19 protein-coding genes and 1 tRNA gene are annotated in these 19,636 nt (G+C 69.8%); 14 read left to right on the top strand and 6 right to left on the bottom strand.

The annotated features are described in order from the left end of the window. The first annotated feature begins 65 nt into the window (after nucleotides 1-65). The 5 genes from ACZ6KO_RS27070 to ACZ6KO_RS27050 are packed head-to-tail and all read left to right on the top strand — an operon-like array spanning nucleotide 66 to nucleotide 3,396. Nucleotides 66-254 carry a hypothetical protein gene (locus tag ACZ6KO_RS27070; protein ID WP_469306624.1) on the top strand — a complete coding sequence of 63 codons (189 nt, stop codon included), beginning with the start codon at nucleotides 66-68 and terminating at the stop codon, nucleotides 252-254. A 5-nt stretch (nucleotides 255-259) separates the two neighbouring features. Next, nucleotides 260-583 (top strand): hypothetical protein, encoded by a 324-nt coding sequence (locus ACZ6KO_RS27065; protein WP_469306623.1) that lies wholly within the window; start codon nucleotides 260-262, stop codon nucleotides 581-583. 14 nt (nucleotides 584-597) lie between these two features. Further along, a complete protein-coding gene (locus ACZ6KO_RS27060; RefSeq protein ID WP_469306771.1) occupies nucleotides 598-2,046 on the top strand; it encodes a replication initiator in 1,449 nt (482 codons plus the stop codon). Then, nucleotides 2,039-2,251, top strand: coding sequence for an excisionase family DNA-binding protein (locus ACZ6KO_RS27055; protein WP_401445237.1), 213 nt, complete (start codon nucleotides 2,039-2,041; stop codon nucleotides 2,249-2,251). Before ACZ6KO_RS27060 ends, ACZ6KO_RS27055 begins: the two co-directional genes overlap by 8 nt. Then, nucleotides 2,251-3,396 carry a tyrosine-type recombinase/integrase gene (locus ACZ6KO_RS27050; protein WP_469306622.1) on the top strand — a complete coding sequence of 382 codons (1,146 nt, stop codon included), beginning with the start codon at nucleotides 2,251-2,253 and terminating at the stop codon, nucleotides 3,394-3,396. The genes ACZ6KO_RS27055 and ACZ6KO_RS27050 overlap by 1 nt, the downstream gene beginning before the upstream one ends. Before the next feature lie 51 nt (nucleotides 3,397-3,447). Here the strand turns inward: ACZ6KO_RS27050 and ACZ6KO_RS27045 are convergent. Beyond that, nucleotides 3,448-3,521: transfer RNA gene (locus ACZ6KO_RS27045), tRNA-Gly, on the bottom strand. A 461-nt stretch (nucleotides 3,522-3,982) separates the two neighbouring features. Between ACZ6KO_RS27045 and dcd the strand changes: the two genes are divergently transcribed. Together dcd and ACZ6KO_RS27035 are read left to right on the top strand one after the other, a co-directional pair. Beyond that, nucleotides 3,983-4,570, top strand: coding sequence for a dCTP deaminase (dcd, locus tag ACZ6KO_RS27040; RefSeq protein ID WP_401445242.1), 588 nt, complete (start codon nucleotides 3,983-3,985; stop codon nucleotides 4,568-4,570). Further along, the gene (locus tag ACZ6KO_RS27035) at nucleotides 4,567-5,064 is read left to right on the top strand and encodes a phosphoribosyltransferase (protein ID WP_401445245.1); all 498 of its coding nucleotides are present in this window, start codon (nucleotides 4,567-4,569) and stop codon (nucleotides 5,062-5,064) included. The genes dcd and ACZ6KO_RS27035 overlap by 4 nt, the downstream gene beginning before the upstream one ends. An 81-nt stretch (nucleotides 5,065-5,145) precedes the next feature. On the opposite strand, the gene ACZ6KO_RS27030 is transcribed toward ACZ6KO_RS27035, so the two are convergent. From ACZ6KO_RS27030 to ACZ6KO_RS27020, 3 genes are all read right to left on the bottom strand, one after another. After that, nucleotides 5,146-6,066 carry a Yip1 family protein gene (locus tag ACZ6KO_RS27030; RefSeq protein WP_469306621.1) on the bottom strand — a complete coding sequence of 307 codons (921 nt, stop codon included), beginning with the start codon at nucleotides 6,064-6,066 and terminating at the stop codon, nucleotides 5,146-5,148. A gap of 292 nt (nucleotides 6,067-6,358) precedes the next feature. After that, complete coding sequence (locus ACZ6KO_RS27025) at nucleotides 6,359-8,632, bottom strand: (Fe-S)-binding protein (protein ID WP_469306620.1); 2,274 nt, start codon at nucleotides 8,630-8,632, stop codon at nucleotides 6,359-6,361. A 144-nt stretch (nucleotides 8,633-8,776) separates the two neighbouring features. After that, nucleotides 8,777-9,448 (bottom strand): sugar transferase, encoded by a 672-nt coding sequence (locus ACZ6KO_RS27020; RefSeq protein WP_469306619.1) that lies wholly within the window; start codon nucleotides 9,446-9,448, stop codon nucleotides 8,777-8,779. A gap of 231 nt (nucleotides 9,449-9,679) precedes the next feature. Here ACZ6KO_RS27020 and dnaK point away from each other — a divergent pair, with 231 nt between their 5' ends. Genes dnaK through ACZ6KO_RS27000 form a run of 4 tightly spaced genes read left to right on the top strand, consistent with a single transcriptional unit; the run spans nucleotide 9,680 to nucleotide 13,825 of the window. After that, a complete protein-coding gene (dnaK, locus tag ACZ6KO_RS27015; RefSeq protein WP_469306618.1) occupies nucleotides 9,680-11,524 on the top strand; it encodes a molecular chaperone DnaK in 1,845 nt (614 codons plus the stop codon). Then, nucleotides 11,524-12,162, top strand: a complete 639-nt coding sequence (gene grpE / locus ACZ6KO_RS27010) for a nucleotide exchange factor GrpE (RefSeq protein WP_469306617.1) — start codon at nucleotides 11,524-11,526, stop codon at nucleotides 12,160-12,162. Before dnaK ends, grpE begins: the two co-directional genes overlap by 1 nt. Nucleotides 12,163-12,195: 33 nt before the next feature. Continuing rightward, entirely contained in the window at nucleotides 12,196-13,377 is a 1,182-nt protein-coding gene (dnaJ, locus tag ACZ6KO_RS27005; protein ID WP_469306616.1) for a molecular chaperone DnaJ, read from the top strand. A gap of 1 nt (nucleotide 13,378) precedes the next feature. Continuing rightward, entirely contained in the window at nucleotides 13,379-13,825 is a 447-nt protein-coding gene (locus ACZ6KO_RS27000) for a heat shock protein transcriptional repressor HspR (protein ID WP_401445259.1), read from the top strand. Between the two features lie 130 nt (nucleotides 13,826-13,955). Here the strand turns inward: ACZ6KO_RS27000 and ACZ6KO_RS26995 are convergent, their stop codons facing one another. Then, nucleotides 13,956-14,969 (bottom strand): helix-turn-helix transcriptional regulator, encoded by a 1,014-nt coding sequence (locus ACZ6KO_RS26995; RefSeq protein ID WP_469306615.1) that lies wholly within the window; start codon nucleotides 14,967-14,969, stop codon nucleotides 13,956-13,958. 290 nt (nucleotides 14,970-15,259) lie between these two features. Between ACZ6KO_RS26995 and ACZ6KO_RS26990 the strand changes: the two genes are divergently transcribed. Then, entirely contained in the window at nucleotides 15,260-15,574 is a 315-nt protein-coding gene (locus ACZ6KO_RS26990; protein WP_219667885.1) for a Rieske (2Fe-2S) protein, read from the top strand. Nucleotides 15,575-15,784: 210 nt separating this feature from the next. Here ACZ6KO_RS26990 and ACZ6KO_RS26985 read toward each other — a convergent pair whose 3' ends face one another. Beyond that, nucleotides 15,785-16,189 (bottom strand): pyridoxamine 5'-phosphate oxidase family protein, encoded by a 405-nt coding sequence (locus tag ACZ6KO_RS26985; RefSeq protein WP_469306614.1) that lies wholly within the window; start codon nucleotides 16,187-16,189, stop codon nucleotides 15,785-15,787. Between the two features lie 135 nt (nucleotides 16,190-16,324). Between ACZ6KO_RS26985 and clpB the strand changes: the two genes are divergently transcribed. Together clpB and ACZ6KO_RS26975 are read left to right on the top strand one after the other, a co-directional pair. Continuing rightward, nucleotides 16,325-18,910: an ATP-dependent chaperone ClpB gene (gene clpB, locus ACZ6KO_RS26980; protein ID WP_469306613.1), complete on the top strand. Its 2,586-nt coding sequence runs from the start codon at nucleotides 16,325-16,327 to the stop codon at nucleotides 18,908-18,910. A 175-nt stretch (nucleotides 18,911-19,085) separates the two neighbouring features. Next, nucleotides 19,086-19,625 (top strand): type III secretion system chaperone family protein, encoded by a 540-nt coding sequence (locus tag ACZ6KO_RS26975; RefSeq protein ID WP_469306612.1) that lies wholly within the window; start codon nucleotides 19,086-19,088, stop codon nucleotides 19,623-19,625. Nucleotides 19,626-19,636: the final 11 nt, after the last annotated feature.

Genomic DNA, 19,636 nt, shown 5'->3' with positions numbered 1-19,636 from the left:
CACGCTTCGGCCGTCCCGGTGCCGTGCTCCTGCCCGAACCAACCGATCCGGAAGGAAGCACCATCATGACCCAGCACACCCACCCCCCGGGCCGCATCTGCCCGGACTGCGTCGGCCACGCCTCCGTCGCCATCACCCTTGGCGGCCGCGACCGCGCCGGCCACCTGCGCACCATCACCGCCCACTGCCCCGCCTGCCACGGCACCGGCACCCGCGCCGTCCGCCACACGGCGACCGTCCCGGCCGGACGGTGACGACGATGCTCACCCACACCGAGATGACCGCTCCGCTGGCCGCCATGACCGAGATCTTTGCGACCCTCTCCCGGCTGGCCGACCTGCACCCGGACTTGCCCGGCGCCTACATCACCGCAAGTCAGATCACTCCTCACGAGGCTCACGTCCTCCTCGACGGTCCGGCCGACCTGGAAGCCTGGCGCGTGGCCACGCACACGGACTCCGCCGACGTCGCACTCACCGAGCGCGAGGACGACAGGAAGCTCCTGTTCACCGCACCGCTGGGCCGCATCAGCATCCGGGTCTACACCGTCTTCCCGACCTGTGGCGAGGCGGTGCACGCGTGACCGACACCGTCAACATGGCGGGCCTGGACCCGGCCACCCTGGGCGACCTGCTCACGGTGGCCGGGGCTCCCGGCTTCGACCGCTGGCAGGACCAGATCCACCGCACCGGCGGCTGTTCCGACCCGATCCACATCACCGGCTGGACCCTCGCCAAGCACAAGACCACCGGCGAGACTCTGCACCGCTACACCACCAAGGACGAGCCCGGCGCCCGGCTCCGCATCGCCTGCGGCAACCGCCGCGCCTCCCGCTGCCCCTCCTGCGCCTGGACGTACGCCGGGGACACCTACCAGCTCATCCGCGCCGGCCTCGCCGGAGACGACCGCCGCAACATCCCCTCCACCGTCCGCGAACACCCCCGCGTCTTCGCCACCCTCACCGCCCCCTCCTTCGGCCCCGTCCACAACCGCCCCGACTCCGGCCGCTGCCGCTGCGGCACCCACCACACCCCCCAGGACGAGGAACTCGGCACCGCCCTCGACCCCGCCACCTACGACTACGCCGGCGCCGTCCTCTTCAACAACCACGCCGGCGGGCTGTGGTCCCGCTTCACCACCCGTCTGCGCCGCGAGATCGCCGCCCGCGCAGGACTCACCCAACGCGAACTGGCCGTCACCTGCCGCGTAGCGTTCGGCAAGGTCGCCGAGTTCCAGAAGCGCGGCGCGATCCACTTCCACGCCGTCATCCGCCTCGACGGCTGGGCCGACGCCGACACCCCGCCCCCGCACTGGGCCAGCACCCACCTGCTCACCGAAGCCATCCGCGCCGCCGCCCACCACACCTACACCTCGATCACCGTCCCGGCCGCCGCCGGCCAACCCGCCCGCGTCCTGCGCTGGGGCACCCAGCTCGACATCCGCCCCATCAAGGCCTTCGGCGACGGCTCCGACATCACCGAACAGGCCGTGGCCTCCTACGTCGCCAAGTACGCCACCAAGGCTGCGGAGACGACGGGCGCGACCGACACGGCCGTGCACTGCCGCAAGTGCCGGGGAAGCGGCTTGTCTGACTCCTACCGCCGCCCTGGATCCGCGCTCAGCCGCTGCACCCGCTGCCGGGGGACCGGCCTGGGTGAGGACCTCACCCGCTTGCCCATCTCCGACCACGCCCGCCGCCTGATGGAGGCCTGCGTCGCTCTGCAGCCCCTCTACCCGGACCGCGCGCTGACCCGCTGGGCCCACATGCTCGGCTTCCGGGGCCACTTCTCCACCAAGTCCCGCCAGTACTCGACCACCCTCGGCGCCCTCCGCCAGACCCGCGCCGACTACCGCGCCGCCCAGGAGCAAGCCTCCCGCGGCTTCGACGACGTCGAGCCGGACACCGTGCTCGTCCTCGCCTCCTGGCAGTACGCCGGCCACGGCCACACCCCGGGTGAAGCCGTCCTCGCCGCCTCGATCGCCCGCGACATCCAGCTCAACCGCGACACCGCCCGCGAAGCCATGAAGGGGGAACTGCATGAATGAGCGCCACCTGTCCGTCGCCCAGGTCGCTGAACTGCTCGGCACCACCGTGCGGTTTCCGCGTCGCCTGGTGGCCGAGCGGCGCATCCGGTACGTGAAGGTCGGCACGCACGTGCGGATCCCTGAGAGCGCGGTGCAGGAGTACATCAGCGCCAACACCGTCGAGCCTCGTCGGCCGCAGCGGTCGCGCTTCCGGAGGGCTGCCTGATGGGTAACCGCAAGGGCAGGAAGCGTACGTTCGGCGCCATTCGCAAGTTGCCGTCCGGGCGGTTCCAGGCCCGGTATCCGGGTCCTGACGGCGTCATGCGGCCGGCGCCCGAGACCTTCGCGTCCTCGCGCGACGCGGACGATTGGCTCGCCGAGCAGCAGACCGAGATCAAGAAGGGGGATTGGCGGGACCCGGACGCCGGGGCGGTCAACTTCCGGGACTACGCACTCCAGTGGGTGGAGGAGCGGGGGCTCGCCGCCACGACCGATGAGCTGTACCGGCGGCTTCTGCGATTGCACCTGCTGCCTGCCTTCGAGGAGTACGACCTCGACGAGATCACACCGCCCCGGGTCCGCACTTGGCGGGCCGAGCGTCTCAAGGTGACCGGGGCCACGACCGTGGCGAAGGCGTACCGGCTGCTGAAGGCGATCATGGAGACGGCTGCCGACGATGAGTTGATCCGCCGGAACCCCTGCCGGATCAAGGGCGCGGGGAAGGAGTCGCCGGCGGAACGACAGACCGCCACCGTCGAGCAGGTCGACGCGCTCGCCCGGGAGCTGGGGGCGCGGTGGCGGCTCCTCGTCTACATCGCCGCTTACGGCCCCGCCCGGCCGGAGGAGCAGGCAGCCCTGCGACGGCATGACGTCGACCTGGTGAACAACGGCGTGTGGGTGCGGTCCGCCGAGCCTGAGCTGAACACCGGGAAGCGTGCTCCTGGCGAGACCAAGTCCGAGGCAGGTAAGCGGTTCATCGTCCTGCCGGACTTCATGAAGGGTGATCTGAAGCTCCACATGTATCTGTATGCGGAGCAAAAGCCGGACGGTCTGCTCTTCGTGGGGGAGCGAGGCGGCCCCTTTCGGCGGACCACCTTTGGACGGAAGTGGAAGAAGGCCCGGAAGAAAGTGGGACTGCCCGACGGGTTCACGCTCTACGACCTTCGTCACACCGGGCACACGCTCTCGACCCAGTCCGGCGCCACGCTGAAAGACACCATGGTGCGGGCCGGCCAGTCCTCGGAGAAGGCGGCGATGATCTACCAGCACTCCAACCTTGAGCGGCAGCAGGAGGTTGCAGCGGGGATCGATGCGCGGGTGCGTGCCATGAGGATCAAGGCATCTGGCACGGATCTGGCACGCGGATCGTAGAGAGGTCTGGACAACACAAAAGCCCCAGGTCATTGACCTGGGGCTTTGTCATGGAGCGGATGACGGGAATCGAACCCGCGCTATAAGCTTGGGAAGCTCATGTTCTACCATTAAACTACATCCGCACAGCGGGCCAGCTTCCTGGAACCGCATCGTTGCACACTGTACCCCATGGTCGGCCCTCGGTGAATTCGCCCGGGGGTCGTCGTGTTGTGGGTGGGTACCGGCTGCTGTGGGGGCGGGAGTTGGGGCGTACCGTGGGGGTGCGGAGCGGCGGCTGGAGCGGGTCCCGAACATCCCCTAATGTGGCGATTCGTCGCAGTACGCTCGTTGGGGAAAGGGACTCGATGGAGCACACCGTCGTCCGTTGTGCCGAAGGGCATGTTTTCAGCACCGCCACGTTCCCGATGCAGCAGCTCGGGGCCGGCCGGATCGGGCCGGGGCGGCTGCTGCGGTGTCCGCGGTGCGCGCGGCTCCGGCATGCCGTGCCCGTGGGGGCCGTGAAGCGCTAGGGATCGGCGGGGCGGGGACGCGCGCGGGTGCTCTCGATTGGGGGGGACCTGCGCGCTCTGCGTATCCTCGGGACGTGCTTCTCTCAGACAAGGACATCCGGGCCGAGATCGACAGCGGACGGGTGCGCATCGACCCGTTCGACGAATCGATGGTGCAGCCCTCCAGTATCGACGTGCGGCTCGACCGGTATTTCCGGGTGTTCGAGAACCACCGCTATGCCCATATCGACCCGGCGATCGAGCAGCCCGATCTGACCAGGATGGTCGAGCCGGAAGGCGACGAGGCTTTCATCCTCCACCCCGGGGAGTTCGTCCTCGCCTCGACGTACGAGGTCATCTCGCTTCCCGAGGACATCGCCTCCAGACTGGAGGGGAAGTCCAGTCTCGGGCGGCTGGGTCTGGTGACGCACTCGACGGCCGGGTTCATCGATCCGGGATTCTCCGGTCACGTGACCCTCGAGCTGTCGAATCTCGCCACGCTTCCGATCAAGCTGTGGCCCGGGATGAAGATCGGCCAGCTGTGCATGTTCCGGCTCAGCTCGCCCGCCGAGTTCCCGTACGGCAGTGAGCGGTACGGGTCCAGGTATCAGGGGCAGCGCGGGCCGACCGCCTCGCGTTCCTTCCAGAACTTCCACCGCACCGAAGTAAGGCGACCGGCATGAGTGACGTACGCGAGAACCTGGACTACGCGGGGTTCGGACGCGCGGTGCGCGAACTGGCGCAGACCATCGCCGACGACGGCTTCGAGCCCGACATCATTCTGAGCATCGCGCGGGGCGGCGTATTCGTGGCCGGCGGGCTGGCCTACGCCCTCGACTGCAAGAACATTCACCTCGTGAATGTCGAGTTCTACACGGGAGTGGGCACCACTCTCGAAATGCCGGTGATGCTCGCCCCCGTGCCGGACGCCATCGATTTCAGCGACAAGAAGGTGCTGATCGCCGATGACGTCGCCGACACCGGCAAGACGCTGAAGCTGGTGCACGACTTCTGCCTGGGCACCGTCGCCGAGGTGCGCTCCGCCGTCATCTACGAGAAGTCCCACTCGCTCGTGAAGTGCGAATACGTGTGGAAGAAGACCGACGAGTGGATCAACTTCCCCTGGTCGGTCGAGCCGCCCGTCGTCAAGCGTGAGGGTCAGGTCCTCGACGCCTGAGTCGTCCGAGCCGTCGAGGGACGAGCTAAGGGAAAGGGCCCCGCCGCGCGTTTCGCGCGGCGGGGCCCTTTTCGTCGACGGCTACAGCGTGCCCAGCTTGATGATCGACAGCAGGGCGATCAGCTGGATCGCGGAGGCACCCAGTGCCTTCGGCCACGGCAGGTCGTGGGACTTGCTGATCAGCGAGGTGAACAGGGCGCCGGCCGCCACCCACGTGGCCCAGCCGAGCACCTGCACCAGCATGTTGTCGCCGCCCAGGAAGACGGCGAAGAGCAGGCGCGGCGCGTCCGTGATGGACATGACCAGCATGGACAGGCCCACGGTCGGCTGCCAGGACCCGTCGCCGCCCATCTGGCGGGCCAGCGTGTGCGTGACGGCGCCCAGGATCAGACCGCACACCACGAAGGCCACACCGGCGCTCAGGACGATCGGGACGGCCTGGGAGAGGGTGGCGTTGATCGCGTCCTCACGGGCCTTGTCGAGGCCGAAGACGGCCAGCAGGCCGTAGAGGAACGTGACGATCAGCGCCGGGCCCCACACCGGGTAGTCCCGCATCTGCAGGAAGGTCGGCCCGGGCCGCAGCACGATGCCGCGGAGCAGGTCCTTCCAGTGCAGCCGCGGTCCGGCCGGGGCGGCCGCCGCGCCCGCGTGGTACGTCGCGCCCTGGCCGTACGGGTCCTCGCCGACGGCGAAGGCCTGGGTGTGGCCGGGGTTGTTGGCGTACCCGCCGTCGCCTGGCCCGTGTCCGGGGTCGTAGCCGTACGGCTGCTGCCGGCCGCCGTACGCCGGGCCACCCGTGTGCGGGTCGAAGTACTCCGGTTCGCCGTGACCTCCCGGGGCCTGCTGCGGCCACTGCTGCTGCGGCGGCGGGCCTGCCGGGGGGTAGGGCTGCTGGCCGTACGGTGCCTGCGGCGGTTGCTGCTGACCGTACGGCTGCTGCCGCGGGGGTTGTTGCGGGGTGCGGTTGTTGTCCCGGCCCCGTCCGATCCTGAATCCAGCCACGTGATCGAACGTACCTGGTCCGGCGCGGGACGGTGAACGAGCGACCGGAATTGCCACCCTTTGCGGCTGACCTGTGACATCCCCTAGGGGTACCCCATGGGGTACGCACCCCGTCCGGTTCACACCCCTACATAGCCTTCTGTGGATGGTTGTTACGTTCTCGACGGTATTCCCAGCCGGCCGACCGGCAGCTGAAGGGCTAGACGGCAGTCGGCAGTCGGGCCGGAACGCCGAGCGGCCGGGATCCCCCCACGGGGGATCCCGGCCGCTCACGTGTCCGCCGGCCGCCCGGTCACTTCGCGGGCTGCGGCTCCGGCTCGGGCTCCGGCTCCGCGACGTCCTCGCCCGCCGCCTGCGGCGGTGTCCTCACCGAGTCGAGCAGCAGCTGCGCGACGTCCACGACCTGCAGCGACTCCTTCGCCTGGCCGTCGTTCTTCTTGCCGTTGACCGAGTCGGTCAGCATGACCAGGCAGAACGGGCAGGCGGTGGAGACGATGTCCGGGTTCAGGGACAGCGCCTCGTCCACGCGCTCGGTGTTGATGCGCTTGCCGATCCGCTCCTCCATCCACATCCGCGCACCACCGGCGCCGCAGCAGAAGCCGCGCTCCTTGTGGCGGTGCATCTCCTGCTGGCGCAGGCCCGGGACGGCGGACATGATCTCGCGCGGCGGCGTGTAGACCTTGTTGTGCCGGCCCAGGTAGCAGGGGTCGTGGTACGTGATCAGCCCGTCGACCGGGGTCACCGGCAGCAGCCGGCCCTCGTCGATGAGGTGCTGGAGCAGCTGGGTGTGGTGGATGACCTCGTACTCGCCGCCGAGCTGCGGGTACTCGTTCGCGATGGTGTTGAAGCAGTGCGGGCAGGTGGAGACGATCTTCTTCGCCGACTTCGGCTTCTTCGTCTCCGGGTCCTCGTCGTCCTCGCCGAACGCCATGTTCAGCATCGCGACGTTCTCCTGGCCCAGCTGCTGGAACAGCGGCTCGTTGCCCAGGCGGCGCGGGGAGTCACCCGTGCACTTCTCCTCGCCGCCCATGATCGCGAACTTCACGCCCGCGATGTGCAGCAGCTCGGCGAAGGCCTTCGTGGTCTTCTTGGCCCGGTCCTCCAGGGCGCCGGCGCAGCCGACCCAGTAGAGGTAGTCGACCTCCGACAGGTCCTCGACGTCCTTGCCGACGATCGGGACCTCGAAGTCGACCTCCTTGGTCCACTCCACGCGCTGCTTCTTGGCCAGACCCCAGGGGTTGCCCTTCTTCTCCAGGTTCTTCAGCATCGTGCCGGCCTCGCTCGGGAAGGCGGACTCGATCATCACCTGGTAGCGGCGCATGTCGACGATGTGGTCGATGTGCTCGATGTCGACCGGGCACTGCTCCACGCACGCGCCGCAGGTGGTGCAGGACCACAGCACGTCCGGGTCGATGACGCCGTTCTCCTCGGCGGTGCCGATCAGCGGGCGCTCGGCCTCCGCCAGGGCGGCGGCCGGGACGTCCTTCAGCTGCTCCTCGGTGGCCTTCTCCTCGCCCTCCATGTTCTTGCCGCCACCGGCCAGCAGGTACGGGGCCTTGGCGTGCGCGTGGTCGCGCAGCGACATGATCAGGAGCTTCGGCGAGAGCGGCTTGCCGGTGTTCCAGGCGGGGCACTGCGACTGGCAGCGGCCGCACTCGGTGCAGGTGGAGAAGTCGAGGATGCCCTTCCAGGAGAACTGCTCGACCTGGGAGACGCCGAAGACGTCGTCCTCGCCCGGGTCCTCGAAGTCGATCTCCTTGCCGCCGCTGGTCATCGGCTGCAGGGCGCCCAGCGCCGTGGCCCCGTCGGCGTTGCGCTTGAACCAGATGTTCGGGAAGCCGAGGAAGCGGTGCCAGGCGACACCCATGTTGGTGTTCAGCGCGACGGTGATCATCCAGATCAGCGAGACGCTGATCTTCACCATCGCCGTGAAGTAGAGCAGGTTCTGCAGGGTGGTGACCGACAGTCCCTCGAAGGCCACGACCAGCGGGTACGAGGCGAAGTACGCGGCCTCGTAGGAGTCCACGTGGTGGATGGCGCCTTCCAGGCCGCGGAGCACGTAGATGGCGAGGCCGATGGTGAGGATGACGTACTCGACGAAGTACGCCTGCCAGGCCTTCGAGCCCGCGAAGCGCGACTTGCGGCCCGCCCGCGAGGGCAGGCTCAGCAGGCGGATCACGATCAGGGCGAGGATGCCCAGGATCGTCATCACGCCGATGAACTCGATGTACAGCTCGAACGGCAGGAAGCCGCCGATGATCGGCAGCGTGAACTCCGCCTCGAAGAGCTGGCCGTACGCCTGGGCCAGGGTCGGCGGCAGGGTCAGGAAGCCGATCGCCACGAACCAGTGGGCGAAGCCGACGATGCCCCACCGGTTCATCCGGGTGTGGCCGAGGAATTCCCTGGTCAGTGTGACCGTACGGGCCTTCCAGTTGTCCGTGCGGCTGCCGGCCGGCACGGGCTGGCCGATCTTCACGAACCGGTAGATCTGGGCGATCGCTCGGGCGAAGAGTGCAACGCCGACCACGGTCAGGGTCAGCGACACAATGATCGCGGCGAGTTGCATGACGGGCTCCTCGGGCGGGCCGTTACTAAGCGGTAACTTATTCAGTCAAGCCTGAGGTTACCGACTTATACGGCCGCACTGTAGCCGCGCAGGCGGTGATCTGTGTCGCTCAGGCAACCCTACGTGGCGGCGTGAGCGTGCGGTTCAGGCGGCCCCGGCGCGGGCCCGGTGGGCCAGCGCCGCGCGTGGTGTCCGGGCCAGGATCGCCAGGTCCATTCCCAGCCAGTGGTGCTCGACGTAGTGCCGGTCGAGCAGCGCCATCTCCTCCCACGGTAGCTCCGATCGGGCGCTGACCTGCCACAGCCCCGTCACCCCGGGGCGTACGAGCAGGCGTACGGGGAGCCGCTCGGGCAGCCGTACGGGCGCCCGCCCGGTGTCCGGGCCGCCGGGGCCGGCCTGTGGCCGCGGGCCGACCAGGGACATCTCCCCGCGCACGACGTTGAGCAGCTGCGGCAGCCCGTCCAGCGCGCAGCGCTCCAGCAGCGCTCCGGCGGGCCCCGTGGTCGCGAACCGCCAGGTCCGGAAGGCGGCGCCGGCCAGCCCGGCGCACTCCTGCCGTACGAAGACCCGTCCGGAGATCCGTCCGGAGATCCGTCCGGAGACCCGTCCGGAGACCCGTCCGGAGATCCGTCCGGGGACCCGTCCGGGTGCCCGCCCGCGCCCGGTCGCGGCCAGCGCGGCGGCCGCCAGCGCCAGCGCCGGCGCGAGCAGGGCCAGCAGGGTGAGCGCGCCGGCGAGGTCGACGACCCGCTTGGCCGGCGGCAGGGCCGGCAACGGCAGCGGCAGCGTCAGCGGCGGCGGCGGCGGCAACGGCATGCAGGCACCGTGCCGCACCGCCCCCGGCGGCGCCGCGCGCCGCGCGGCGCGGGAGGGCGGCCGTCCCCCGCCCGGCTCACCCCGGTCCCGGCCCGCCCGGACGGGCCACGGCCGGGGTGAGCGTAAGGCTGGCGTAAGAGTTGAGTCCCGTCGACTCAGGTCTGTTGACGGGGCGGCGACCCGTATTGCATCCTTGAGTCTGTTCCACTCAAGTCAGCTGGAGGAATCAAAATGGCTCGTGCGGTCGGCATCGACCTGGGCACCACCAACTCCGTCGTCAGCGTTCTCGAAGGCGGCGAGCCCACCGTCATCACCAACGCCGAGGGCGCCAGGACCACGCCGTCCGTCGTCGCCTTCGCCAAGAACGGCGAGGTCCTCGTCGGCGAGGTCGCCAAGCGCCAGGCGGTCACGAACGTGGACCGCACCATCCGGTCGGTCAAGCGCCACATGGGCACCGACTGGAAGATCAACCTTGACGGCAAGGACTTCAACCCGCAGCAGATGAGCGCCTTCATCCTGCAGAAGCTGAAGCGCGACGCCGAGGCCTACCTGGGTGAGAAGGTCACCGACGCGGTCATCACCGTGCCGGCGTACTTCAACGACTCCGAGCGCCAGGCCACCAAGGAGGCCGGCGAGATCGCGGGCCTGAACGTCCTGCGCATCGTCAACGAGCCGACCGCCGCCGCCCTGGCGTACGGCCTCGACAAGGACGACCAGACCATTCTCGTCTTCGACCTCGGCGGCGGCACCTTCGACGTGTCCCTCCTGGAGATCGGTGACGGTGTCGTCGAGGTCCGCGCGACCAACGGTGACAACCACCTCGGTGGTGACGACTGGGACCAGCGCGTCGTCGACTACCTGGTGAAGCAGTTCGCCAACGGCCACGGCGTCGACCTGTCCAAGGACAAGATGGCGCTCCAGCGCCTGCGCGAGGCCGCCGAGAAGGCGAAGATCGAGCTCTCCTCCTCTACGGAGACCACGATCAACCTGCCCTACATCACGGCGTCCGCCGAGGGCCCGCTGCACCTGGACGAGAAGCTCACCCGCGCCCAGTTCCAGCAGCTGACCGCGGACCTCCTGGACCGCTGCAAGACCCCGTTCCACAACGTCATCAAGGACGCGAACATCTCGCTGTCCGACATCGACCACGTGGTCCTGGTCGGCGGCTCGACCCGCATGCCGGCCGTCGCCGAGCTCGTCAAGGAGCTGACCGGCGGCAAGGACGCCAACAAGGGCGTCAACCCGGACGAGGTCGTCGCCATGGGCGCCACCCTCCAGGCCGGTGTCCTCAAGGGTGAGGTCAAGGACGTCCTGCTCCTCGACGTGACCCCGCTGTCCCTCGGCATCGAGACCAAGGGCGGCATCATGACCAAGCTCATCGAGCGCAACACCACGATCCCGACCAAGCGGTCGGAGATCTTCACGACGGCCGAGGACAACCAGCCGTCCGTGCAGATCCAGGTCTACCAGGGTGAGCGCGAGATCGCGGCGTACAACAAGAAGCTCGGCATGTTCGAGCTGACCGGCCTGCCGCCGGCCCCGCGTGGCGTCCCGCAGATCGAGGTCTCCTTCGACATCGACGCCAACGGCATCATGCACGTGACCGCGAAGGACCTGGGCACGGGCAAGGAGCAGAAGATGACCGTCACCGGCGGCTCCTCGCTCGCCAAGGACGAGGTCGACCGCATGCGCCAGGAGGCCGAGCAGTACGCGGAGGAGGACCAGCGCCGCCGCGAGTCCGCCGAGACCCGCAACCAGGCCGAGCAGCTCGTGTACCAGACGGAGAAGTTCGTCAAGGACAACGAGGACAAGGTCCCGGCCGACGTCAAGACCGAGGTCGAGGCGGCCGTCGCCGAGCTGAAGGAGAAGCTCAAGGGCGAGGACACCGCCGAGATCCGCACCGCGACCGAGAAGGTCGCCGCGGTCAGCCAGAAGCTCGGCCAGGCGATCTACGCCGACGCCCAGGGCGCGCAGGCCGCCGGCGCCCCCGCCGGTGAGCAGCAGGCCAAGGCCGACGACGACGTCGTCGACGCCGAGATCGTCGACGACGAGAAGCCGAAGGGCGGCGCTGCCTGATGTCGGAGGAGACCCCGGGCTTCGAGGAGAAGCCCGAAGTCCCCGCCGACGGCACCACGCCCGACGAGCCGAAGGCCGCCGACTCCGCCAAGGAGGAGGCGGCGGCCCCGGCCGGGGACGCGAAGCAGGACGTCGCTCTGCTGGCGCAGCTGGACCAGGCCCGTACGGCGCTCAACGAGCGCACCACGGACCTCCAGCGGCTCCAGGCCGAGTACCAGAACTACCGCCGCCGGGTCGAGCGGGACCGCGTCACGGTCAAGGAGATCGCCGTCGCGAGCCTGCTGACCGAGCTGCTGCCCACGCTGGACGACATCGGCCGGGCGCGGGACCACGGCGAGCTGGTCGGCGGCTTCAAGTCGGTGGCCGAATCGCTGGAGACGGTCGCCGCGAAGATGGGTCTGCAGCAGTTCGGCAAGGAGGGCGAGCCCTTCGACCCGACGATCCACGAGGCCCTGATGCACAGCTACGCGCCGGATGTCACCGAGACGACGTGCGTGGCGATCCTGCAGCCGGGGTACCGGATCGGCGAGCGCACGATCCGTCCCGCGCGGGTCGCGGTCGCCGAGCCCCAGCCGGGCGCGGCGCCGAAGTCCGAGGACGCTGGCGATGCGGACACGGATGCCCCTGACAAGGGCTGACGCAATTCCACTGCGAGAGGAGGGACACCGAGGGTGAGTACCAAGGACTTCGTGGAGAAGGACTACTACAAGGTCCTCGGTGTCCCGAAGGACGCCACCGAGGCCGAGATCAAGAAGGCGTACCGGAAGCTCGCGCGCGAGTTCCACCCGGACGCCAACAAGGGCGACGCCTCGGCGGAGGAGCGCTTCAAGGAGATCTCCGAGGCCAACGACATCCTCGGCGACGCCAAGAAGCGCAAGGAGTACGACGAGGCCCGCGCCCTCTTCGGCAACGGTGGCTTCCGCCCCGGACCGGGCGGTGGCGGCGGCTCGTTCAACTTCGACCTCGGCGACCTCTTCGGGGGCACGCAGCCGGGCGGAGCGGGCGCCGGAGGCTTCGGCGGCGGGCTGGGCGACGTCTTCGGCGGCCTGTTCAACCGCGGCGGGGCGGGTACGGGCACCCGTACGCAGCCGCGCCGCGGCCAGGACATCGAGTCCGAGGTCACCCTCTCCTTCACGGAGGCGGTGGACGGGGCCACGGTGCCGCTGCGGATGTCCTCCCAGGCGGCCTGCAAGGCCTGTTCCGGCACCGGCGACAAGAACGGCACGCCGCGCGTGTGCCCGACCTGCGTGGGCACCGGGCAGGTCTCGCGGGGCAGTGGCGGCGGCTTCTCGCTCACCGACCCGTGCGCGGACTGCAAGGGCCGCGGCCTGATCGCCGAGCACCCCTGCGACGTCTGCAAGGGCAGCGGCCGGGCCAAGTCCTCGCGGACCATGCAGGTCAGGATCCCGGCGGGCGTCTCCGACGGCCAGCGGATCCGGCTGCGCGGCAAGGGAGCCCCGGGCGAGCGCGGCGGTCCGGCCGGTGATCTGTACGTCGTCGTGCACGTCGGCACGCACCCGGTCTTCGGGCGGCGGGACGACAACCTGACGGTGACCGTCCCGGTCACCTTCACGGAGGCGGCGCTGGGCGCCGAGATCAAGGTCCCCACCCTGGGCGGCCCCTCGGTGACCCTGAAGCTGCCGCCGGGCACCCCGGGCGGGCGCACGCTGCGCGCCCGCGGCAAGGGCGCGGTCCGCAAGGACGGCACCCGGGGCGATCTGCTCGTCACCATCGAGGTGGCCGTTCCGACGCAGCTGTCGGACAAGGCCCGCGAGGCACTGGAGACGTACCGCGACGCGACCTCCTCCGAGGACCCGCGCGCCACCTTGTTCGAGTCCGCGAAGGGAGCATGACATGGACGGCCGCCGCAGGAATCCGTACCAGCTGACCGACGAGACCCCGGTCTACGTCATCTCGGTGGCCGCCCAGCTCTCGGGTCTGCACCCGCAGACCCTCCGCCAGTACGACCGGCTCGGCCTGGTCTCCCCGGACCGTACGGCCGGGCGCGGCCGGCGCTATTCGGCCCGTGACATCGAGCTGCTGCGCACGGTGCAGCAGCTGTCGCAGGACGAGGGCATCAACCTGGCGGGCATCAAGCGGATCATCGAGCTGGAGAACCAGGTCGCGGCGCTCCAGCAGCGGGTGGCCGAGCTCTCGGCGGCGGTGGACGGCGCGGCGGCGGCGATGCGCCAGCGCGAGGCCCAGGTGCACGCCTCCTACCGGCGCGACCTGGTCCCGTACCAGCCGCCGCAGCAGACCAGTGCCCTGGTCGTGTGGCGACCCAAGCGCCCGCAGGACTGACCCGGCACCGGTGCGGTACCGGCGTACGTGACGAAGGCCCTGCCCGGGAAGACCCCGGGCGGGGCCTTCGCGCGTCCCGGGAGGCCTCCGGGGCCGCCTCCGGGCCGACGTACCGGCGAGCGTACGGGGATCAGCGCTCCGGGCCGTTGAGGATGCCCGACTGGGCGATGAGGAAGCCGAGCTGGGCGCGGCTGCCGCTGCCCAGGGTGGTGGCCAGTTTGGCGATGTGCGCCCGGCAGGTGCGGACGTTCATGCCCAGCCGGCGGGCGATCGCCTCGTCCACGTGGCCCTCGACCAGGAGCTGCGCGATCGAGCGCTGGACCCCCGATATGCCGGTCGGCGTCGGGGTGTAGGTGACCTCGTCGCGCAGCGGCACGGCGCGCCGCCACAGTTGTTCGAAGACCTTGATGAGGTAGTCGACCAGTCCCGGATGCCGCAGTTCCAGCGCCACCCGGCGGTCGTCGCTCGCCGGGATGAAGGCCACCGAGCGGTCGAAGATGATGAGGCGCTCGATGAGCTCCTCCAGGGTGCGGATCTCCACCTTGCCGGCGGATATCCGGTCGACGTACGCGAGCGTGCCCTGACTGTGCCGCACGGTGTGCTGGTAGAGAGTCCGTATGCTGACCCCACGGTCGATCAGCGGGGCGTCGCGTTCCAGGGCCTGACTGAGGGCCAGGGAGGGCCGCGGGCCGCCCGGCTGGACCGTGAGGACCTCGGTGTGGCACTCGGCGGTGGCGAGGTTGAGGGCGGCGTTGATCCGTTCGAAGCCCTCGAGCACCGTGATGGCGTGGGTGTCCGACGGGCTCTGCGCGCTGATGGCCAGGAACGGCTCGAAAGCGTCGGTGAGATCTACAGCGGTCCGTCGCCGGTCCTGGATCTCCCGTTCAATCGGGTGGAGCCGTTGGGCGAGCGCGACGGACGGGGGAACCGGACGGAGTTGGTTCGCGTCGTCAGGGTCGGGCTGAAGAAGGGCGAATTCAAGCAGGCAGGGAGCGTTCTGGACCTCTCCCCGGGCGATTCGTCCGGTGCTGAGCGCTGCCGCGTAAAGCCGTGTTCCCTCGCCGCACAGGGACGTGACGGGGTGGGGATGTGTCGGGTTTGTGTCGTTTCTGGGCAAATCTCCACCCCCCAGGGTCCTGAACATGCAAGAACATGATGCATCGTCCCTGTGGCATTGACGTGCCCGAATGAGCCATCGTCTGACACGCGGGGGAGAGGATTCCATCAAGTGAGGACGAAGCCGACCATGTACAAGAGAATGCTTCGCTCGGCGCTTGCCGTTGTTTTCTCCGCCGTTGCGGTATTTGGGGCAGTGAGCGCGATCGACGCTGATGCGGGCAGTGCTCGTGCCGACGGAGACACCGGCTGGACCAACGGTCCGACGGCGGGCAAGTTGGACACCGGGTGGACCTCGGCCCCTGCGAAGGTGTCCTGATGACCCCCGACGACCGCGACTTCCGGCGTGAAATGGCCTCGGCCTACCGGTCCGGGTGGCAGTTCATCGATCTCGTCACGGCCATCCCCCACCCTGGCGATTCGTTGATGGTCACCCTGTTCGGGCAGCCGATCGTCGTGGTGCGCGAGGAGGACGAAGACGTCCGGGCGTACCGGTGCCTGCGGCGCCCCCGTGGTGCGCCGCAGCCCGTCCGCTGCGAAGTCCGGTACGGCATGGTGTTCGTCAACCTGGACCAGCGGGACCACCAGTTGTTCGAGCCCGACATCACCACCGCCACCCCCCGCAGTGCCTGACGCGATTCCCCCGTCGTCGCAGATCGCTCAGGCGCTACCCCCACACAACGGCGCCATCGTGGACCTGAACACGATGGCGCCGTTGTGCTGTCCGCGTCCATACGCGAACCGGACAAGATGAAATCCGAACCGAAAGCGGAATCCCGCTCTCAGCCGGTGCCGTACCAGGTCACGGCCCCGCGCCGGCGGCACTCGGTGCCACGTTCGTGATCAGGCCCGGCCCATCGCGCGGTCCAGGGCGATCTCGATGACCACCCGGTCCGGGTTCGGCGACGGCGTCCGCCCGTACCGCACCGCGTAGCGCGCCACGGCGTCGGCGACCGACGCCTCGTCCGTGGCGACGGTCGCGCGCCCCTCCAGCGTGGCCCAGCGCCGTCCCGCCATCTGGCAGACCGCGACCCGCGCCGTCCCCGGCGCCGCCGCCAGGACGTTGCGGACCTTCTTGCTGTGCTTGTTGCTGATCACCCGTGCCACCCCGGCCTCCGGGTCGTACGTCACGCCCACCGGGACCACGTGGGGGGTGCCGTCGGGGCGCGGGGTGGTCAGCGTGCAGACGTGCCGTTCCCGCCAGAAGGCGAGGTAGTCGGGCGTCGGGTTCCGTACGTCGTGGGACATGGGCCGCAGCGTATCCACCGGGGTGTGGGCCGACGCCCGCGCCTCTACCGGCCAGCGCCTTGAGTGGAATAGACTCAACTTTGTGTACGCTGACCTTGTCAGTATCCAGGAAGAGCCGGAGAGGAGAAGCCGCACGTGGACGCCGAGCTGACCAACAGGAGCCGGGCCGCCCTGAACGCCGCCACCACCCGGGCCGTGAAGGACGGCCACCCGGACCTGACCCCCGCGCACCTGCTGCTGGCCCTCCTCGCCGGCGAGGACAACGAGAACATCGTCGATCTGCTCGTCGCGGTCGACGCCGACCAGGCCGCCGTCCGCGCCGGCGCCGAGCGCGTCCTGGCGGGCCTGCCCAGCGTCACCGGCTCCACGGTGGCGCCGCCGCAGCCCAGCCGCGAGCTGCTCGCCGTCCTGGCCGAGGCGGACGCCGAGGCCGGCCGGCTCGGGGACGACTACCTCTCCACCGAACACCTCCTCATCGCCGTCGCCGCCAAGGGCGGCGCCGCCGGTGAGGTCCTGACCGCCCAGGGCGCGACCGCCGGCAAACTGCTGGCCGCCTTCGAGAACGTACGAGGAGGACGGCGGGTGACCACCCCCGACCCCGAGGGCCAGTACAAGGCCCTGGAGAAGTTCGGCACCGACTTCACGGCGGCCGCCCGCGAGGGCAAGCTCGACCCGGTCATCGGCCGCGACCACGAGATCCGCCGCGTCGTCCAGGTGCTCTCGCGCCGTACGAAGAACAACCCGGTGCTCATCGGCGAGCCCGGCGTCGGCAAGACGGCCGTCGTCGAGGGCCTCGCGCAGCGCATCGTCAAGGGCGACGTCCCCGAGTCGCTGAAGAACAAGCGCCTGGTGGCCCTGGACCTCGGCGCGATGGTGGCCGGCGCGAAGTACCGCGGAGAGTTCGAGGAGCGCCTCAAGACCGTCCTCGCGGAGATCAAGGCCAGCGACGGGCAGATCATCACCTTCATCGACGAGCTGCACACCGTCGTGGGCGCGGGCGCCGGCGGCGACTCGGCCATGGACGCGGGCAACATGCTCAAGCCCATGCTGGCGCGCGGCGAGCTGCGCATGGTCGGCGCGACCACCCTCGACGAGTACCGCGAGCGGATCGAGAAGGACCCGGCCCTGGAGCGCCGCTTCCAGCAGGTGCTGGTGGCGGAGCCGAGCGTCGAGGACACGATCGCGATCCTGCGCGGGCTCAAGGGCCGCTACGAGGCCCACCACAAGGTGCAGATCAACGACAGCGCCCTGGTGGCCGCCGCGACCCTGTCCGACCGGTACATCACCTCCCGCTTCCTGCCCGACAAGGCCATCGACCTCGTCGACGAGGCCGCCTCCCGGCTGCGCATGGAGATCGACTCCTCCCCGCTGGAGATCGACGAGCTCCAGCGGTCGGTGGACCGGCTCCGCATGGAGGAGCTGGCGCTGAAGAACGAGTCCGACCCCGCCTCGATCGAGCGCCTGGAGAAGCTGCGCAAGGACCTCGCCGACAAGGAGGAGGAGCTGCGCGGCCTCACCGCGCGCTGGGAGAAGGAGAAGCAGTCCCTCAACCGGGTGGGTGAGCTCAAGGAGCGCCTGGACGCCCTGGAGGGCCTGCTGGAGCGTGCCGAGCGGGACGGCGACCTGGAGGCGGCGTCCAAGCTGAAGTACGGCGAGATCCCGGCGCTGAAGGAGGAGCTGGAGGCCGCCACCGCGGACGAGGAGAGCGCCGCCCGCGACACCATGGTCAAGGACGAGGTCGGCCCCGACGACATCGCGGACGTGGTCGGCGCCTGGACCGGCATCCCGGCCGGCCGGCTGCTGGAGGGCGAGACCCAGAAGCTCCTGCGCATGGAGGAGGAGCTGGGCCGCCGCCTGATCGGCCAGTCGGAGGCCGTACGGGCCGTCTCGGACGCCGTGCGCCGCACCCGCGCCGGGATCGCCGACCCCGACCGCCCCACCGGTTCCTTCCTGTTCCTGGGCCCCACCGGCGTCGGCAAGACCGAGCTGGCCAAGGCGCTCGCGGACTTCCTCTTCGACGACGAGCGGGCCATGGTCCGCATCGACATGTCGGAGTACGGCGAGAAGCACTCGGTCGCCCGCCTGGTCGGCGCCCCTCCCGGGTACGTCGGCTACGAGGAGGGCGGCCAGCTGACCGAGGCGGTGCGCCGCCGCCCGTACAGCGTGGTGCTGCTGGACGAGGTGGAGAAGGCGCACCCGGAGGTCTTCGACATCCTGCTCCAGGTCCTCGACGACGGCCGGCTCACCGACGGCCAGGGGCGGACGGTGGACTTCCGCAACACCATCCTGATCCTGACCTCGAACCTGGGCAGCCAGTACCTGGTCGAGCCGCTGACCAGCGAGGACGTCAAGCGCGAGCAGGTACTGGAGGTCGTCCGGGCCTCCTTCAAGCCGGAGTTCCTCAACCGGCTGGACGACCTGGTCGTCTTCTCGGCCCTGGACCGGGCCGAGCTGGGCCGGATCGCCGAGCTCCAGATCGGCCGCCTGGCGAGCCGGCTGGCCGAGCGCCGGCTGACGCTGGACGTCACGCCGCAGGCCCTGGCCTGGCTGGCGGAGAAGGGCAACGACCCGGCGTACGGCGCCCGGCCGCTGCGCCGCCTGATCCAGACGGCCGTCGGCGACCGGCTGGCCAAGGAGATCCTGGCGGGCGAGGTCCGCGACGGGGACACCGTACGCGTGGACGTCGCCGGCGAGGACCTGCTGGTCGGCCGCGCCCTGTAACCGCGGTCCGGGCGTCGCCGCGGCCGCGGTCGCGGCGATCGCCCACGTCAGGGGCCCCGCGGGGCCCCTGACGCCGCCGATCGTGTCCGCCCGGAGCGGATCGTCGGTGCGAGGGTTGCCACGGGGTGGGCGCCATGGGGGAGGATGGCGGTATCCGCACGAAGGGAAAAACACGGTGAGCATCGACCCGGCCTCGATTCCGAATTTCGGGAGTCAGCCCGAACCGCAGGCCTCAGGACCGGCGGGCCCCGTCGTCCCCGACCAGGACCTGGTCAAGCAGCTGCTGGAGCAGATGGAGCTCAAGTACGTCGTCGACGACGAGGGTGACCTCGCGGCGCCGTGGGAGGAGTTCCGCACGTACTTCATGTTCCGCGGCGAGGACGAGCAGCAGGTCTTCTCGGTGCGGACGTTCTACGACCGCCCGCACAAGATCGACGAGAAGCACCAGCTGCTGGAGTCGATCGACGACTGGAACCGCCGCACCCTGTGGCCCAAGGTCTACACCCACACCCACGACGACGGCTCCGTCCGTCTGATCGGTGAGGCGCAGATGCTGATCGGCACCGGCGTCTCCCTGGAGCACTTCGTGTCCTCCACGGTCAGCTGGGTCCGCGCCTCGATCGAGTTCGACAAGTGGCTCCTGGAGCAGCTCGGCCTGGAGCAGGAGGTCGACTCGTCCGAGGGCGAGGCCGACGGCGGCGAGGACGGCAAGTAGTCCCCGCCCCC

The sequence above is a fragment of the Streptomyces sp. NPDC042102 genome, assembly GCF_055582305.1.
The sequence above is the reverse complement of the archived record's forward strand: the minus strand, read 5'-3'. Positions and strand labels throughout refer to the sequence as shown.

Excerpts from the sequence above, each read along its gene's own strand:
- ACZ6KO_RS27000 (WP_401445259.1), top strand. The coding sequence starts at position 13,379 with ATGGACGGCCGCCGCAGGAATCCGTACCAGCTGACCGACGAGACCCCG.
- ACZ6KO_RS27070 (WP_469306624.1), top strand. The coding sequence starts at position 66 with ATGACCCAGCACACCCACCCCCCGGGCCGCATCTGCCCGGACTGCGTC.
- ACZ6KO_RS26995 (WP_469306615.1), bottom strand. The coding sequence starts at position 14,969 with ATGTTCAGGACCCTGGGGGGTGGAGATTTGCCCAGAAACGACACAAAC.
- ACZ6KO_RS27035 (WP_401445245.1), top strand. The coding sequence starts at position 4,567 with ATGAGTGACGTACGCGAGAACCTGGACTACGCGGGGTTCGGACGCGCG.
- ACZ6KO_RS27055 (WP_401445237.1), top strand. The coding sequence starts at position 2,039 with ATGAATGAGCGCCACCTGTCCGTCGCCCAGGTCGCTGAACTGCTCGGC.
- ACZ6KO_RS27020 (WP_469306619.1), bottom strand. The coding sequence starts at position 9,448 with ATGCCGTTGCCGCCGCCGCCGCCGCTGACGCTGCCGCTGCCGTTGCCG.
- grpE (WP_469306617.1), top strand. The coding sequence starts at position 11,524 with ATGTCGGAGGAGACCCCGGGCTTCGAGGAGAAGCCCGAAGTCCCCGCC.
- ACZ6KO_RS26990 (WP_219667885.1), top strand. The coding sequence starts at position 15,260 with ATGACCCCCGACGACCGCGACTTCCGGCGTGAAATGGCCTCGGCCTAC.
- ACZ6KO_RS27065 (WP_469306623.1), top strand. The coding sequence starts at position 260 with ATGCTCACCCACACCGAGATGACCGCTCCGCTGGCCGCCATGACCGAG.
- ACZ6KO_RS27025 (WP_469306620.1), bottom strand. The coding sequence starts at position 8,632 with ATGCAACTCGCCGCGATCATTGTGTCGCTGACCCTGACCGTGGTCGGC.
- dnaK (WP_469306618.1), top strand. The coding sequence starts at position 9,680 with ATGGCTCGTGCGGTCGGCATCGACCTGGGCACCACCAACTCCGTCGTC.
- ACZ6KO_RS26985 (WP_469306614.1), bottom strand. The coding sequence starts at position 16,189 with ATGTCCCACGACGTACGGAACCCGACGCCCGACTACCTCGCCTTCTGG.
- ACZ6KO_RS27060 (WP_469306771.1), top strand. The coding sequence starts at position 598 with ATGGCGGGCCTGGACCCGGCCACCCTGGGCGACCTGCTCACGGTGGCC.
- ACZ6KO_RS27050 (WP_469306622.1), top strand. The coding sequence starts at position 2,251 with ATGGGTAACCGCAAGGGCAGGAAGCGTACGTTCGGCGCCATTCGCAAG.